General features: G+C 55.2%; 12 protein-coding genes. 5 read left to right on the forward strand and 7 right to left on the reverse strand.

Annotated features, from left to right (window positions below; all coding sequences use genetic code 11):
* Positions 1-11 precede the first annotated feature (11 nt).
* The 5 genes from AADB16_RS02215 to AADB16_RS02235 all read right to left on the reverse strand — a co-directional run bounded on the left by AADB16_RS02215 (position 12) and on the right by AADB16_RS02235 (position 6,437).
* Positions 12-629, reverse strand: a complete 618-nt coding sequence (locus tag AADB16_RS02215) for a TRAP transporter small permease subunit (protein WP_309044111.1) — start codon at positions 627-629, stop codon at positions 12-14.
* Between the two features lie 79 nt (positions 630-708).
* Complete coding sequence (locus AADB16_RS02220; protein WP_410801096.1) at positions 709-1,794, reverse strand: TRAP transporter substrate-binding protein; 1,086 nt, start codon at positions 1,792-1,794, stop codon at positions 709-711.
* A 339-nt stretch (positions 1,795-2,133) separates the two neighbouring features.
* A complete protein-coding gene (locus tag AADB16_RS02225; protein WP_309044230.1) occupies positions 2,134-3,546 on the reverse strand; it encodes a sigma-54 interaction domain-containing protein in 1,413 nt (470 codons plus the stop codon).
* 138 nt (positions 3,547-3,684) lie between these two features.
* Entirely contained in the window at positions 3,685-5,799 is a 2,115-nt protein-coding gene (locus AADB16_RS02230; RefSeq protein ID WP_410801098.1) for a 3-hydroxybutyrate oligomer hydrolase family protein, read from the reverse strand.
* Positions 5,800-6,074: 275 nt separating this feature from the next.
* The gene (locus tag AADB16_RS02235; protein WP_309044113.1) at positions 6,075-6,437 is read right to left on the reverse strand and encodes a DUF6164 family protein; all 363 of its coding nucleotides are present in this window, start codon (positions 6,435-6,437) and stop codon (positions 6,075-6,077) included.
* Positions 6,438-6,524: 87 nt separating this feature from the next.
* Between AADB16_RS02235 and AADB16_RS02240 the strand changes: the two genes are divergently transcribed.
* Genes AADB16_RS02240 through AADB16_RS02255 form a run of 4 tightly spaced genes read left to right on the forward strand, consistent with a single transcriptional unit; the run spans position 6,525 to position 11,007 of the window.
* Positions 6,525-7,937 (forward strand): DUF2868 domain-containing protein, encoded by a 1,413-nt coding sequence (locus AADB16_RS02240; RefSeq protein WP_410801100.1) that lies wholly within the window; start codon positions 6,525-6,527, stop codon positions 7,935-7,937.
* Positions 7,934-9,364: a GTPase/DUF3482 domain-containing protein gene (locus AADB16_RS02245; protein ID WP_410801102.1), complete on the forward strand. Its 1,431-nt coding sequence runs from the start codon at positions 7,934-7,936 to the stop codon at positions 9,362-9,364. The genes AADB16_RS02240 and AADB16_RS02245 overlap by 4 nt, the downstream gene beginning before the upstream one ends.
* A gap of 50 nt (positions 9,365-9,414) precedes the next feature.
* On the forward strand, positions 9,415-9,810 hold the full coding sequence (locus tag AADB16_RS02250) for an ectoine synthase (RefSeq protein ID WP_216006726.1): 396 nt from the start codon (positions 9,415-9,417) through the stop codon (positions 9,808-9,810).
* 6 nt (positions 9,811-9,816) lie between these two features.
* Complete coding sequence (locus AADB16_RS02255) at positions 9,817-11,007, forward strand: CynX/NimT family MFS transporter (RefSeq protein ID WP_410801104.1); 1,191 nt, start codon at positions 9,817-9,819, stop codon at positions 11,005-11,007.
* A gap of 143 nt (positions 11,008-11,150) precedes the next feature.
* Here AADB16_RS02255 and AADB16_RS02260 read toward each other — a convergent pair whose 3' ends face one another.
* Positions 11,151-12,326, reverse strand: a complete 1,176-nt coding sequence (locus AADB16_RS02260) for a type III PLP-dependent enzyme (RefSeq protein WP_410801106.1) — start codon at positions 12,324-12,326, stop codon at positions 11,151-11,153.
* Between the two features lie 254 nt (positions 12,327-12,580).
* Between AADB16_RS02260 and AADB16_RS02265 the strand changes: the two genes are divergently transcribed.
* A complete protein-coding gene (locus tag AADB16_RS02265) occupies positions 12,581-14,935 on the forward strand; it encodes a fatty acid cis/trans isomerase (protein WP_410801108.1) in 2,355 nt (784 codons plus the stop codon).
* A 32-nt stretch (positions 14,936-14,967) separates the two neighbouring features.
* On the opposite strand, the gene AADB16_RS02270 is transcribed toward AADB16_RS02265, so the two are convergent.
* Positions 14,968-15,786 carry a RimK family alpha-L-glutamate ligase gene (locus AADB16_RS02270; protein ID WP_410801110.1) on the reverse strand — a complete coding sequence of 273 codons (819 nt, stop codon included), beginning with the start codon at positions 15,784-15,786 and terminating at the stop codon, positions 14,968-14,970.
* Positions 15,787-15,945: the final 159 nt, after the last annotated feature.

Below are 15,945 nucleotides of genomic sequence, written 5' to 3' on the forward strand. Positions count from 1 at the left end.
AGCCTCGTGGTTCAGGGATTAGGATGGCCGGCAGAGCGCCGATCATCGTAAGGAGGCTCAACAGCCCTGGGAAAACGGAATAGGTAGGTGGTGCAACGCGTGGCGCGTGACAGCAGCGCAATCATCACGAACACCAGCCCCAGAGGCAGCATACTTTTGAATATAAACCGGTAAGGCAATCCGCTAGGTGCCTGGGAATGCTCTGTGTAAATCCATGCTGTCCAGGCGTAGGGCACCAGAGCACTGATCATCAGCGCAATGATGGGCAGCGCCAGCAGCACAATCCCCAAAAGCTCGATAATGGCCTGGGCTTTGGGGCTGAACTTCTCTTTCAGCACATCAACACGAACGTGGTCGTCCCGCACAACCGCATAGCCCAGGGTGAGCATGGTTGCAGTTCCGAAGAGGTGCCAGGACAACTCCTCAAGGGCAATAGAGCCTTGAGATAGCGCATAGCGGGAAAACACGTTGATCAAGATAACGATCAGCACAGCAATCCATAACCAGGACGCCAGACGGCCAACAGCAACAACCAATCGATCTAGATGCCGGGATAAAGCATTGACTGGCAGCGAATCAGTATCGAATGTCGGGGCATGCTTATCCCCTGAGACATTAGTATCGGTCACAAAAACCTCGGATTTTCCGGATGCAGGGAAGGAAGCGGGCAGCGATCAACCGTTACCCGCAATGAACATCATCCGTTGATCAGTCGTACTTGTAGAAATCCCGTGGCAGATAGCCATTGGAGTGCCATATAGAGTGATGCTCCATAAATTCACGCTGACTGGTCAGTACGCGATTGAACATTTCATCTTTGGCAGCAATTTCATCCAACACCTCATTCGTGACCTTTTGCAGCTCACGCAGTACCGGCTCTGGCAGAGTCTGGGCGTTTACGCCTTCTTTCTCGTACTCGCGCAGTGCTGTTGGCTGGGCCCACTCACTCTGTGCAAACCCTTTAAGCGTGGCAGACTCGCAACCCATTTCGATAAGCGCGCGGCTCTGCGGCTCCAGCTTCTCCCAAACATCTTTGTTCACCAACAGGTGGGAGGTGGTCAGAGTTTGGTGCCAACCGGGCATGATGTAGTTTTTGATAATTTGGTCCAGGCCCAGCATCTTGTCGATGGCGGGCTGAGAAAACTCAGTTGCATCAATCGTTTTGCGCTCTAGCGCCTGATAGATTTCGCCGCCTGGAACCATGGTTACGGAAGCGCCGAGCTTCTCCAGAACCTTGCCACCAATACCGGCAAAGCGGATTTTCAGGCCGTCAAAATCTTCCACGCCCTTGATTGGATTAGCGAACCAGCCTGCGCCTTCAGGGCCAATGATGCTGCACAGCATGGGGTGGATGTTGCGTTTGGCATAGATTTCTTCCAGCAACGCACGGCCATCGCCCTCGTAATACCAGGCCAGATAAGCAGGCGGTTCCATGTTGAAAGGGGCACCGGAATACAACGGCAAGGCGGGAATGGTGCCCTGATCGTAACCAACCCAGGTGTAGCCTGCGGGGTATTTACCACCACCTACGGCATCCATGATTTCAAACGGTGGAACCAGTTCGTTCGGCTCATAGTAACGCAGCTGAATATCACCACCGGATATGGCTTTGAGATTTTCGGTCAGGTGTTTTACAGGCGTTGTGAGCCCTATAAGGTGTGAAGGGAAAGCCAGAGGCACCTGCCAGCGAACTTTTTCTGCAGCTAGAGCATTGCTGCTGACCAAGGCGCCAGTCATAAACGCAGCAGCAGTGATACCCAGTGTCAAACCCGATAGCTTATGTTTGATAGACATGAAGATGATCCTTCTTGTTGTTGTAGTCGGTCCGGACCACTTTGGTCCGGACCTCTTTGGCTCAGTAAGCCCAAGCAGAAATCACGCCAGAAAAATCAGAAGAAAGTTGGCAATGGTATATCAGGGGTCTTACTTTTGGCGCCAGCCTTTATTTCTGAATTGTTCTGACGTCCTGCACTTGGGATAAAGCAGAGCCCATGCCAATAATTTTTTTCCCTTAAATATCAAATGCATAAAAACAAACTTAAAACTGCGCCGAATATGATCGTCCGGAAATCAGGACAGCATTGAACTCTGGTCGTACGTGCTTGTACTGATACCAAGACACCTGTCCGGAAATCAGGACATTTTTGCCAGCTTCTCGTAAAGTACCGAGCGGGAGATACCCAGTAACTTGGCCGCCTGAGTGCGGTTACCCCGGCTCGCAACCAAAGCCTCTTCAACCGCTTGGGCTTCTGCCTCAGCCAATATACTGGCCAAGGGCCGAATAGGGCGCGGTGTGATTCGGGAAGCTGGGCCCGCGCTGCTGCGGGGCAACACTTTGAACATGGCATCTGCATCCAGTACGCCGCCCTCCTCACTCATGGTCAGGGCTCGCTCAAGCACATTACGCAGCTCACGGATATTGCCCGGCCAATCGTAGCTGGCCAAAGCCGCTACGCCGGCATCGGTAATTTCCGCACGCATATCCAGCCCCTCGCTAATTTCCCAAAGCAAGGTTTCGCAAAGCAACCCCAGGTCCGCAAGACGGTCCCTCAGCGGTGGTATGGGGATTTCCAGCACATTAAGCCGGTAATACAGATCTGAGCGAAAACTGCCGTCGGCAATCATCGCCTCAAGATTGCGACTGGTTGCCGCGATAACCCGAACATCAACCTCTGTCACCTTATTCGAGCCCAGAGGCTCAACTTCGCCTTCCTGCAGAACGCGCAAGAGTTTGGCCTGAAGCGGCAATGGCATGTCGCCCACTTCGTCCAGAAACAGCGTGCCTCCGTTAGCCAGCTGAAACTTCCCTTCTCGCAGTTTGCGATCGGCACCGGTATAGGCACCCGGTGCCACACCAAAGAATTCGGCTTCCAGCAGATTGTCGGGAATCGCTGCCACGTTCACGCCCACAAACGGCTTCTCGGAGCGGCTGGATACAGAATGAATCGCTTGGGCCAGCACCTCTTTGCCAGTACCTGTTTCACCCAGTACCAGTACAGCCATTTCACGTCCGGCGGCAAGCCGCGCGCGGCGCTTGACTTCGAGGGCTCCGGGGCTGGCGCCAACAAAATCTCCAAGGCTATAACGCGTACCCCGGGATTTTTTTGCCAGAGCCTTGCGAGCCGCGGCCAGATCCTGATGCAGGCGCCGGTATTTACTGACCAGGGGGGTAAGTGGTTGCAGGTCGTCGTAAAGCACAAACGCCACTGCGCCCTCAATCTCGCCGGCATTGTCATAGTATGGCAGCCGGGTAACCACTAGTTGTTGCTGTTGATACTCCATAATATCCAGTAACAGCGGTTTGCCGGTTTCCACAACTTCAGGCATGCGGGTTTCGGGAATAACCTGGCGCACCTGGCGGCCAATCACATCTGCCGGATCTTTCAAGCCCAACAACTCGGAATAGCTCACGTTTATCCAGGTAATGCGGGACTCGCGATCAACGGCAATCGCCCCTGCGCTGGCCTCCTCAAACATGGGAAAGAGTGCTTCGATTAGCTCCCGGGTAAGCCCTTTCTTATTCTTCTCACCAAACAACTGTGCCATGTAGTGCTTACCGCCAGAGTCAGTTTCATTCATCGTGAAAGCCCTGACATCCGGCGATGCCGGATGTTCTGTCAGAAGTATATGGCCCCCTCCGCAAGGTGAGCAAATGGGAGGGGACGGGGGACGGCCCGAACGCCGTCAATCAGGTATGATTAATTCACTACCAATCAGCCGGATAAGGTCTGCCTCTGGCGGCTGTGATGCAATCTGCGGAAGGTTGCTCTGGGCCAGCGGTGTTGCATCGCCTCGCGGCGTGGCCCGAACAACCTGGCTTGGCGGCAACGGTGTGTCGTTGGTCAAGCGATCCCAAACCAGATCCAGAGCCTGGAAATAGTAGTGATGCAGCGGCACATAGCTGGCGCCAATCGCTGGGAATCCGTTCAGAACGTCCAGGTGATGGGCGTTGAGCACTTCGTAGTAACGGAGTTCGCTGCCGACTCCCTCCACTTGCCGGTTAAGCCCAAAATAGGGCCGGGAAGTGTGGTTGATAGGCAAAATAGCATCCGACCGCCCCGTCACAAATACAGCCGGCTTGCCGCGGAGATCTCCGGTAGCCCTGATCTCTTCAATACCATCAGCGATGGCTTCGGCTAGCTCTGCTTCAGCTCCCGTCAGCGCATCGCCAGTGATCGCATCACGACCCAAGGCCAGACCGTGCAAGCACAACAATGCATCAAGACCATAATCCGTAAGGCCGCTGCTGGGGGATTTGCTGACAGTCAGTAGAGTCGACCGAACCACGGCGTCATCGTAAACAATATTAACCTTTGCAGTGGGCGGAATACCGTTGCTGACTGCAAATGCTGCGGCTTCCTGAACCGGGGTAAGCGGAGTTACTGCCCCGGTACCATCCGTCGCAGCCAGGCTAAGCCCGCACACACGATCCTCCACACCCGCGCGGCCATAGGCGTTGGCATAGGTCATGGAAATGCTCTGAGCTACGTTGGAGGCAAAGTGTATTGGCGCCAGCAGGTTCTGCTCGGGCTGGATACCAAATTCCTCATTCAGAATACGCAGTGCATCCGTGGCACGCGCATCAGTATCGGAGCCTGTAACCAGCCCCTTAAGCGCCAATGAGGTGCAGATATTCTCGCCAATAGCTTGCGGGTTATACGCAGCGTTCAATGGTGCAATATCACGAATAGCCGGCGCCTGATTGGCGCAACCCTGGTACACCGCAAGTGCTGTGGTGTATTCCAGCAGGCTACGACTGTGCTCAACAATGGGCGTATTGCCACCCTGCACAATGGTAAAATTGGTACTTACAGCCGGGTTCACGTTGGGCTCTGATACCGCCACGCCGTCAATCAGCCCTTTTGTATCCTGCTCCGCCGCGCGAACCGATGAACCACCGCCGTTGGAAACACTGGAGGCTATAACCAAAGTGTTTTCCGGCGTAATAACACGGGTGTTGTCATCACTGCCAAACTGTTTGTTAAGCACCCAGAACCCAAACTCAACAGACTGAAGAACATGGCGCCCCCAGTCGGCTTCCGGGTTGGTTTTCGAGTGAGCATGCTTCCAGGCAAATCGATCCGGCCAATCTGCATTGAAATCATTCCGCTGGCTGGCCGTGAGATCCGCGCGAAACTGAACAGATTCATCAGTAGACGAGAGCGTACCGTCGATACGCTGCGCGGTATTGGTTTCCAAGTTATGGGCGCCGGTGCCACTGCCTTTATCGGTATAGACCACGGCACAGCCCTTTTTCAGACCCCACTCGCCGGCTGTACCAATCGCCCCATAAATTCCCCGGGAGCCGGACGAAGGAGCGGTGATCATGCATGGGTTTTGAACATCAAAGCTGTCAGGAACCTGAGCCATAACCGTAACAGGCACACTACTGCCGTTAACGGTCATAAACGCCAGGTATTCATGGCCCGGAATCAGGCCTTCTGTTTGATTGCCGACACCGGGGCCAAAAAACTCGCCATAACCACCGCCTGGGGATGTATCCACAAGCGCCCGGTAGTTATTGTAAATCGCAAGCTGACGCAGTTCAGCCGGAGAGGGGTTAAGCGGATCAGAAAACGCAGGTGCTGTGGCACTGCCAAGGCCCGTAGCTCCGAGGCCGGCTGTTAGAAGATCGTCAGTCACGCCGTCATATTGGGTGTGCAGTATGTCACCCTGGATAAATTCAGGCGGTTGGTTTACCTCAGGTGGGTTGTTGTTATTGCTGTCACTACTGTCATTGCAGGCACTCAGGGCGATGCCTGTCACGCCGATTAGCGTACAGATCATGATACGTTTCATGGGTCGTTCCTTGTTTTTTGTTGTTAAGAACACGTCCGGGCCCAAGGCCCGAATCAACCCACATGCGCTTCCTGTGCCATTATTTTATCTTTATGTTTTTATTAGTAATTTTTTACAATTCATCGAATACACTGACGGATTTTGTCCGACTTCCCGGACACTGCCATCCACGGGACAACCGAACAAAGGAGGGGGAGTAGTACTAACGAGCGGCGGCTTCAGCTTATTTGTCCTGAAAACAGGACACCGTAGCGATTTTCGGACATTCGGGAAAATTAACCGATTCGGATAAACGGCAGCAGGCTAAAACCGGCAATCACAATAATTGCCAAACAGGCCGCCAGCGTGCGCACGGGTTTCTGCCGAAACATGTACCAGATACCGCCGCCCTTGCCCTCCAGGCGTCTGGTTTCATAGGCTTCACGCTGGCTTTGTGTGCGCTGGTACTGGTATTCATGGAGTATGGCTTTGGCCCTTTCGGCTTCTTCCGTATCGTGTACCCAGAAGCCCCCCATACTGATACCCCAGCGGCTAGGCGGGGTCTCGTAATAGCGCACGTCGTGGGCCTCGAACAAAGCCCGGATTTCTTCGGCTTCATCATCTGGCACGTGGCGCAAATTCATCAAATGGTGGGGCATGACAACTCGTTATCTGGTATCAAATGGGGTAATGCCGATATTCTAACACCACAGACCCAAAGACCGAATTCATCACCGGAACCGTTCATGACTGATCACTCCCTCCGCTTGTTGCTGGATTTTGATGCCTGCGCCCAAAGAGACAAGGGCCAGGCGCCGGCATTTTTGCACCGGCGGGATCGCAAGTTTGCCCTGACCTGCGAGCAACAAGGGGTAACCCCTACCCCGAAACGCTGGCTGGCCCATATCAACCACCTGAGTGGCCCGGGTGCTGGCACGCCCCCCTCGGCGGGCACTCTGCGCTTCTGGCAGCGGATCAACAGCGGTTTCATGGTTGCGGGCACGGTGTTTGGATTAATTGCCATGATTGGCTTGCTGTTTTACGACGGTGGCCAACGCATAAACGTGACCGTTATTGTTGCCTTTGTCGCCTTTCAGCTATTACTGGCAGTAGTGACCACAGTTCAGTCTCTGGTTGGTTGGCAACCCTGGGGGGCGCTGCTCCGGCGCTTTCACAACAATCCGGAAACGACGGTTACCACCAAGCTTCAGCCAGTGCTCATGGCTCGGGCCGCGCAGCTGGGCGGGCTGTGCTTTGCCCTTGCCGGTCTCGCGACGTTACTTGTTATGGTGGTGCTGCAGGACCTGGCGTTCGGCTGGAGCACCACTCTTGACACCGATGCCAGCCGTTATCACAGTCTGATTGCGGCGATGGCGACACCTTGGGCCGCGATTTGGCCGGCCGCTGCACCGGATTTGGCGCTTGTGGAATCCACACGTTTTTTCCGTGCCAGTGCGGGCGCGGGCAGCATGGAGCCGGCACGCTGGGGCCAGTGGTGGCCCTTTATCGCCATGCTCTGGACAACTTGGGCGCTACTGCCCCGACTTGCTCTTGCCCTTTTGTCGGGCGTATTGATAAGGCGCAAGGCTCGACAACTGCTGGCCAACCACCCAGCCAGACGGGCGTTGCTTTATCGCATGGAAACCCCGGCTCTGGATACAGGAAACGAACACAACGACGCCTCGGACTTACCGGATACACACACCCAACTCAAGCTACAACCCTTGCCGGACGCCAGCATTGTGCTGTGTTGGGCCGGCGCCGGCGACCCGGAGCTGCCGGATGCCCTTAGCAGCGGCAAAAGCCTGATTGCCAAAGCAGGTGGCCGGCTGACCCTGGAAGAAGACCGGCAAACGCTGAAGCAAGTAGCCGAGCAACTGGCACAGGAATCGGGCCGCTCCGTTATTCTGGTTGTTCGTAGCTGGGAACCACCCACCGGAGAGCTGGAAGACTTTCTGACCAGTGCAAGAGAGCTATGGCCAAAGGATGTCCGGATCGCTTTGCTGCCACTGGCCACCCACATTGAGCAGGAACCAGATGTACATCAGGTTCAGCAATGGCTGAGATTTGCCAAGCGGGCCGGGCCAGAATTTATAATGGTCAGCCTGATACCGGCTCATGGAGCAGTTCCCGGTATGAACGGGGGAGTTATGGAATGAATACAGCGCCCATTTTTGCCGTTGTAGGCCATCCCAACAAAGGAAAATCCAGTGTGGTGGCCACCCTTTCCCAGAACGATGGCATTGCCATTGCGCTGGAGCCGGGCACCACACGCAAGCGCCAGTCCTACCCACTGAGTGTGGATGGCAGGGTTCTCTACACACTGGTGGACACACCGGGCTTTCAGCGCCCCAGGCGGGTGCTCGAATGGCTTGAGGCCCACAGTGTTTCTGCATCAGACCACGGCGAAACGGTTCGTGCATTTGTTCTTCAACATCAGGGCGACAGCCGCTTCACTGACGAATGTGAACTGCTTGCACCATTGATTGAAGGCGCGGGAATTATCTATGTGGTGGACGGCTCGGCGCCCTACAGTGCCGAGCACGAAGCCGAGATGACCATACTGCGCTGGACCGGCCAGCCTAGTCTGGCCCTGATCAACAGCATCGGGCCCGACGACTACAGCGACACCTGGCACTCCGCGCTTGGACAGTTTTTCCAGGTTGTACGCAAGTTCGATGCGGTTCGCGCCCCGTTCGAGCAACATCTCAGCTTATTGCGTGCATTTGGACAACTTGAACCAGACTGGGAAAAGCCTCTGGATCAGGCAACACATCACCTCTCGGCCCAGCGCGAGCAGCGTCGCCACCAGGCGGCCGGCATCATAGCCAAAGCACTGTATGACATGATGTCGTTTCGGGAGAAGCGCACGCTAACGCTGGATCAAGTCGCGGGCACCAGCGACAGCACCCTTGCAGATCAACTCCGGCAGCGTTGGTACCAGCACCAACGCCAACGGGAACAATCTCTGCGCGTGAACATCGAGCACCTGTACCAGCATCAAAGTATCCGGCGACAAGAGGCCGAGCTGGAATGGCACAGCGACCATGACCTGTTTTCCGAAGACAGCCGCAAACACTGGGCTGTTAGCAGGCGCTATCTGGCCACAGCTGGTTTCGGTGCGGGCGCCGTCAGCGGAGCAGGGCTGGATGCCCTGACCCTGGGCTCATCACTGGGCACCGGGGCTCTGGTGGGCGGCCTGCTCGGCGCAGCCGGGAGCTATTTCTACGGCGGCAAGCTCACCCTGCCGGTACTGAATATCGGGCTGCTCCAGGACGGCCTGAAAACAGCTACGTTCGGGCCTGTGCAAGACAGCCAATTTGGTTACGTAGTGCTGGGGCGGGCCGTGGATCATTGGTGGCACATCAGTCATCGCAACCACGCCGGCAGAGAACTACTTGATCTGCAGCCGGCCGATCATCACTGGCTTGAACGACTCGACAAAAAGAGCCGTCAAACCATCCAGAGAACCTTGGACAAATGCCGTAAACAGCAGCCTCTGGAAGACGCTCAGCAGCAACGTTTTAACACCGCCATTGAGCAGTGCATGGCTGTTTATGACGACTGGCGGTTGAATCGCACCTGAAATGAATGTTTATACTGTAAGGCTATTCCATCAATAAACGAGGAATGCTCATGAAGATAGTACGAGTTCAGGACATCATCGGTACCGAACGTGAAGTGCACGGCCCAGGTTGGACCAGCCGTCGTATGTTGTTGAAAAAAGACGGCATGGGCTTCTCTTTCCACGAAACGATCATCCCTGCCGGTGCTGAGCTGAACCTGTGGTACAAGCACCACCTGGAAGCGGTTTACTGCGTAGCCGGCAATGGCAGCATTACCGACAAGGCCACCGGTGAAACCCACCAGATCTCAGACGGCACGCTTTACGCCCTCGACAAGCACGATCAACACACCCTGCGCGGCGGCACTGAAGACATGCGCTTAATCTGCTCGTTTAACCCGCCTGTAACCGGGCAGGAAGTACACGACGAAGACGGCGCCTACCTGCCGGATACCAGCGAAGACTAATCTTACTTGTCCAGAGCTGAACACCCCGCGCCATCCACATCGCCATCGACAGCAAGCCTGCTGCCGGTGGCGGTTTTACTTTGGCTGGCTGGGGTCTACCTGCGCATTCCCATACTGGTTGCGCCACCGCTGGCACCGTTTATCGGTGACGAGCTGGCACTGTCTCAGACCTTAACCGGTGCCCTGACCACACTGCCCATCCTTATGCTAGCCATAGGCTCCATGCCTGGCTCTCTATTCATTTCCCGCATAGGCCCACGCAACACACTGGCACTGGCCATGCTTATAATGGTCATCGGCTCCGCAGGCCGTGGGTTGGCACCCGGCACCATCACCTTAATGCTCACCAGCGGCGTTATGGGTGTAGGCATCGCCATGATGCAGCCCGCTCTACCGGCACTACTGCCACGCTGGCTGGAACCCAAAAACCTGGCACTCGGCTCGGCCATTTACATGAACGGCATGCTGATGGGCGAATTCATCGGCGCAGGTATCACCCTGCCTGTGATCATGCCGCTGCTGGACAACAGCTGGCGCACAACCATGCTGGTATGGTCATTACCCGCACTGCTGGTCGCCGCAGCCCTGTTCCTGCCAAAACGCGACCTGGCAAGACCTACCCGAAAAGTCGCCTGGCTACCCGACTGGAAAAACCCCCTAACGCTTAAACTGGGCTTATTACTCGGCGTATCCGGCTCCCTGTTTTTCGGCGTAAACGCCTACCTCGCGGCATTACTGGAACAAAGAGGAGAGTTCGACAACCTCACCGAAGCCCTGTTCTGGTACAACTTCGCTCAGGTGATTGCTTCGCTATTGATGCTGAAAATGGCCCGCTACTGGGTAGGAAGAAAAGCCCCACTGCTCATCATGCTGATACTCAGCCTATTGGGAACAATCGGGTTATTGGTGTTTACAGGATGGTGGGCAATCGCCAGCGCCACATTCATGAGCTTCACAGCGGGCATATTGCTGATCATGATGGTGGCGTTACCGCCGCTTCTGGTACCCGCCAACGAAACCGGCAGACTGTCCGCCGGCAACTTTCTTGTCGGCTACACAGTAGCTTTCGCGGTACCTATGCTGGGTGGGTTACTCTCAGACTGGACCGGCGATATAAAACACGCCATTGCCGTAATGATTGCCTACGGAATACTGGTCTCTCCGCTAGCTATCAAGTTAAACCTAGAACGGCAGTAAAGCGCCCCCACCAATGGCCGAAGGCCGCGGAGCGGGGTGTCTTTTCTGCCGGGAAAAAGATGTCTGAGCGAAGCGAGTTGTTTTTCCCAGAAGAAAAGACACCCCGCTTCGCGGCCCACCCCAATGAAGCAGGCCCTCAGTCTTTAGATGTAGTAATCCTTTAGCGGAGGGAATCCGTTAAATTCTACTGCACTGTATGTGGTTGTATAGGCTCCAGTGGACAGCCAGTACATGCGATCGCCGATGGCCAAATTCAGTGGCAACGGATACTTGTGGTGCTCGTACATGATATCGGCGCTGTCACAAGTCGGGCCCGCGATCACACAGTCTTCACCTTCCCCTTTTTTGTCTGTCCATATTGGAAACTTGATTGCTTCGTCCAGCGTCTCGATCAGACCGTTGAACTTGCCCACATCAGTAAACACCCAGCGGTGCAACGCTGTGCGGGATTTACGGGCAATCAGAACTACTTCGCTAACCAGAACACCAGCGTTGGAAATCAACGAACGACCGGGCTCGATAATAATCTGAGGCAGATCATCACCAAAGTCTTCTCTCAGGAAGCGAGTGATTTCAGAGGCGTATACACCCAACTCGTTGGTACGGTTAATGTAATTTGCAGGGAAACCACCACCCATGTTGATCATCTTCAACTCGATGCCGTCTTCTTCCTTCAGGCGCTCGAAAATGACCTTAACCTTGTTCAAAGCCGAGTCCCAAGCACCAATTTCACGCTGCTGGGACCCCACGTGGAACGACACGCCGTAAGGCACCAGGCCGAGATCGCGGGCCAGAATCAACAGATCCATCGCCATATCGCTCTCACAACCAAACTTGCGCGAAAGCGGCCAGTCAGCCGTTTGCGTGCCGTCAGTCAGAATACGCACATACACCTTCGCACCGGGAGCTGCCTTGGCAATAACACGCAAATCCGCCTCGGAATCCGTGGCAAACATGCGAACACCCTTCTCATAGAAGGTGCGAATGTCCCGCGCCTTCTTGATAGTGTTGCCGTAGCTGATCCGGTCGCCGGTCACGCCAAGACCCATCACCTTTTCCAACTCATACACCGACGCGATATCAAAGCTCGCACCTTTATCCCGCAGCATGGTCAGAACCTGCGGAGCCGGGTTGGCTTTTACTGCGTAATACACATTCGCATACGGGAAACCTTCCACCAGCTCGTCGTACTGACGATTAATAGTGGCGGTATCAATCACCACAAAGGGTGTTTCCTTGGTATCCGCAAACGCCTTGATCCGCTCAAAGGTCTCGGCAGTGTAATAATCGGCGATGTTAGCGTTGGCTGACTCGGTCATGGATGGTGGTCCCCCCAGGGGTAATAAAGCAATATTTATTAAGGGCACCAAACCAAAATTGGCCCCCTGCAATGGGCGCGATAATCAGGCTTTTCCCACCCCACAGATATGAGCACATCTACCCATAATTTGTACAGCGATCTGCTCTCAAGAAAGGGCCCCGGCTACTCGGCCTACCCCCAAATGAAGAGGCCTTAGCGAACACCTATTCAACCGTCTATAATTCACAAAACTCAGACGACTACAGGCCCCCAATGCCGAAACTCATTGCAGCTGCATTCCTGGCCCTGCTATTTCTGGCAGGCTGCGCCGAAAACACGACACCGCCCACATTCAAACAGGCATTGCCCACTGCAACTCACCAACCCGTGAGTTTCAGCGAAGACGTGCGCCCCATTGTGGAAGCCAAGTGCCTGGCTTGCCATAGCTGCTTTGACGCCCCATGCCAGCTCAAAATGGAATACTCCGACGGCCTGATTCGCGGTGCTCACAAAGATCCTGTTTACGACGGCGCCCGCTTTAACACCCAACAAACCACTCGCCTGGGCATTGACGCCCAAACCGAACAACAGTGGCGAGAGATGGGCTTTTACTCCGTGCTGGCCCGAGGCGACCAAACCCGCAGCCTGTTCGAAAACATGATTCGCCTGGGCAAACAGTATGAGTTTGCACCCAACAGCAAATTGCCCGAAAACCTAGAATTGGGGCTGTCCCGTGCTAACCAGTGTGTCAGCAACGAAGATTTCTCAGATTACGCCAGCGACCATCCCTATGAAGGCATGCCACTGGCCGTAACCGGCCTCACCGACGAAGAATACGCCACACTCACTGGCTGGATTAATCAGGGTGGCGCTATCAGCCCATTGGTTACCAAGCCGAATGACACTGAGCTGAATCACATCAACCGCTGGGAAGCCTGGCTTAATGATCGTAGCCCCCGCCAGCAATTGATCAGCCGCTGGATTTACGAACACCTTTATCTGGCGCACCTGTACTTTGAGGATGAGGGAGCCGATACCCGCTTCTTTGAAATCGTGCGTTCCTACACGGTGCCGGGCACCCCCATTGATATGATTGCAACCCGACGCCCCAACGACGACCCCGAAGGCCCGGTGTATTACCGCCTGCGCCCGGTTGCCGGCAGCATTGTGCACAAACGCCACATTACCTTCGCATTCGGGGAGAAGCCGTTTGAACGCACCCGGGAGCTGTTTGGCGCCGGCGACTGGCAAGTAGACGCCCTGCCGGACTACAGCCGGGATAGCCGCGCCAACCCGTTTGTGACCTTCGCAGACATACCCGCAAAAGCTCGCTACCAGTTCATGCTGGATAACGCAGAGTATTTCACACGCACCTTCATTCGCGGGCCGGTATGCCGCGGCCAGATTGCCACCGACGTGATCCGGGATCACTTTTGGGTTAGCTACCACGATCCGGAAGACGATCTTTACATAACCGATGCCGAGTATCGCGACAAGGTAAGCCCCTTACTGGCATTGCCTGGTCAGGACAGCGCACTGCTGGATCTGGGGGAAAACTGGATTACCTATCAAGGCAAGCGTAACCGCTACCATGAACTGCGAAACCAGGCCTACAGAGAGGCTTACCCAAAAGGTGCCTCCCTCGACCATATCTGGGATGGCGACGGCAAGAATACCAACGCCCTGTTAACGGTGTTCCGCCACCACAACAATGCCTCAGTACAGCGGGGGCTCATCGGTCAGGTGCCGCTAACCAGTTGGTGGATGGATTACCCTCTGTTTGAACGCACCTATTATGAACTGGTGGTGAATTTCGACGTGTTCGGTAATGTGGCCCATCAGGCTCAAACGCGGCTCTACTTTGACCTGATCCGGAATGGCGGTGAACAGGACTACCTCAGGTTGATACCGCCAGGTGAACGCAATCGAGTTTTACGGAACTGGTATCAGGATTCAGGTTCGCTAAAGCTGGATTACAGCTACGCCCGCATGGACGATACCGCCCCCTCACAGGTGCCCTATGCCACCTCGGCTTTCAATGAGGAGCTCGGCGCTCGCATGCTGTTGAAATTCCACGAACTGAATGCTGAACGGGATGACCCTATCAACCGCTGTGGCGGCAGTGATTGTGGCCGCAAAGACGAACCAGAGTGGATTCGGGAAGCCGATCAGGTGCTGTCTGAGTTAGCTGCTACCCGGGCCGAATTCCTCCCTGCAATTAACTACGTGCCAGACGTTACCTTTTTGCGGGTTCACAACGGAGACGGGCAGCGCACGGTGTACACGGTTATCCGCGACCGCGCCCACAGCAACGTCGCCTTCCTGCTCGGAGAAGATTCGCGCTACCAGCCGGAGAACGACAAGCTGACCATTTATCCGGGAATCATCGGCAGCTACCCCAACTTCATCTTTGACATCCCGGCCTCGCAACTGGGGCTATTCAAAGACCGAATGAAAGCCCTGAAGGTGGAGGAGCCGAAAGCGTTTGAAGCATTGGTGGGTGTATGGGGCGTGCGCCGGACTCACCGGCAGTTCTGGGAAATTCTTCACGACATTACCGCCTGGCACCGTGAGCACCAGCCCCTGCAGGCGGGAATTTTCGACATTAACCGTTACAAAAACCTGTAACCCTTTAGCTGTCTAACTCTCTAACCCAGGGCTCAAACCGCCACAGGGTGGAATGGCGCGGGGGTGTTAGAACCACCGGGGTCTCGGGGCTCACTCTGCTGTTGCAGGTATTCCAGAATCGCATCTTTCAGATCGCTGCCCTGGCCCAGCCCCTGATTACCGAATAAACGGTTGAATTCCAGTACAAACGGATAGCCCTCCACCAACGCAATATCGAATCCCGCGTGATCCACTTCCAGTTCCCGGGCCAGACGCAGGGCGAGATCAGTCATCACCGCTGGTACCGGGCTGTTATCGATCTTGCCGCCCTTCGATACATTGTTGTAAAAGCCCTGATCCGCCTGGGTGCGCCAATAGGCTGTCACAACCTTATCGCCCACCACCACAATGCGCGCATCGCGATCCAGCGGCAGGTATTCCTGAACGTAGAGAACCTCGGTGCGATCGCAGTATTTATTCCAGTCGTCACGGGTTTCAATCAGCCACACACCTTCGCCCATGCTGGCCTTAGGCAGCTTCCCCACAAAAGGCAGCGCCATGACGCTCCAGATGTGCTCCCGCTCCTCCGGGCCGTTGGCCTCAATGATGGTCCAGGGAATATGCTCCGGCGCGACCGCCTCAAACGCCCGGGTCATTTCCACTTTGTCGTGGCCAATACGGTAGCTGGCAACACTGGGGAACACGCGGCATTTCAAGCCATGCACCAGCGCATTGAGCTGCCAGTATTCGGGGAATAGCACCCAGTCTGCATTGCGCAGCAGTTCTTTATGGCGCAGGTAATTCTCCGGTTTCAATACCGTCGTATCCGGAAAGCCAAGTGTGCGGAAAATATTAAATGATACGAAATTCATGTGCGGGATCGCGCTGAGTGAAGTGGGCAATTTTTAAGCAGTTTCATCTCGGGCGCAAGTATTTTTTTGTGGGCCAAATTGACGGTGGTCATGGCTTTCAGTAACGCAACTGATAATAATTCGCATTACATTGCATGTTAACTTACCACGGAGCTATAC

This window comes from Marinobacter sp. KMM 10035 (genome assembly GCF_046537445.1).
Lineage (GTDB): Bacteria > Pseudomonadota > Gammaproteobacteria > Pseudomonadales > Oleiphilaceae > Marinobacter > Marinobacter sediminicola.

Coding starts and splice junctions, on each gene's coding strand:
- AADB16_RS02220 (WP_410801096.1), bottom strand. CDS start 1,794: ATGTCTATCAAACATAAGCTATCGGGTTTGACACTGGGTATCACTGCT.
- AADB16_RS02225 (WP_309044230.1), bottom strand. CDS start 3,546: ATGGCACAGTTGTTTGGTGAGAAGAATAAGAAAGGGCTTACCCGGGAG.
- AADB16_RS02230 (WP_410801098.1), bottom strand. CDS start 5,799: ATGAAACGTATCATGATCTGTACGCTAATCGGCGTGACAGGCATCGCC.
- AADB16_RS02235 (WP_309044113.1), bottom strand. CDS start 6,437: ATGCCCCACCATTTGATGAATTTGCGCCACGTGCCAGATGATGAAGCC.
- AADB16_RS02240 (WP_410801100.1), top strand. CDS start 6,525: ATGACTGATCACTCCCTCCGCTTGTTGCTGGATTTTGATGCCTGCGCC.
- AADB16_RS02245 (WP_410801102.1), top strand. CDS start 7,934: ATGAATACAGCGCCCATTTTTGCCGTTGTAGGCCATCCCAACAAAGGA.
- AADB16_RS02250 (WP_216006726.1), top strand. CDS start 9,415: ATGAAGATAGTACGAGTTCAGGACATCATCGGTACCGAACGTGAAGTG.
- AADB16_RS02260 (WP_410801106.1), bottom strand. CDS start 12,326: ATGACCGAGTCAGCCAACGCTAACATCGCCGATTATTACACTGCCGAG.
- AADB16_RS02265 (WP_410801108.1), top strand. CDS start 12,581: ATGCCGAAACTCATTGCAGCTGCATTCCTGGCCCTGCTATTTCTGGCA.
- AADB16_RS02270 (WP_410801110.1), bottom strand. CDS start 15,786: ATGAATTTCGTATCATTTAATATTTTCCGCACACTTGGCTTTCCGGAT.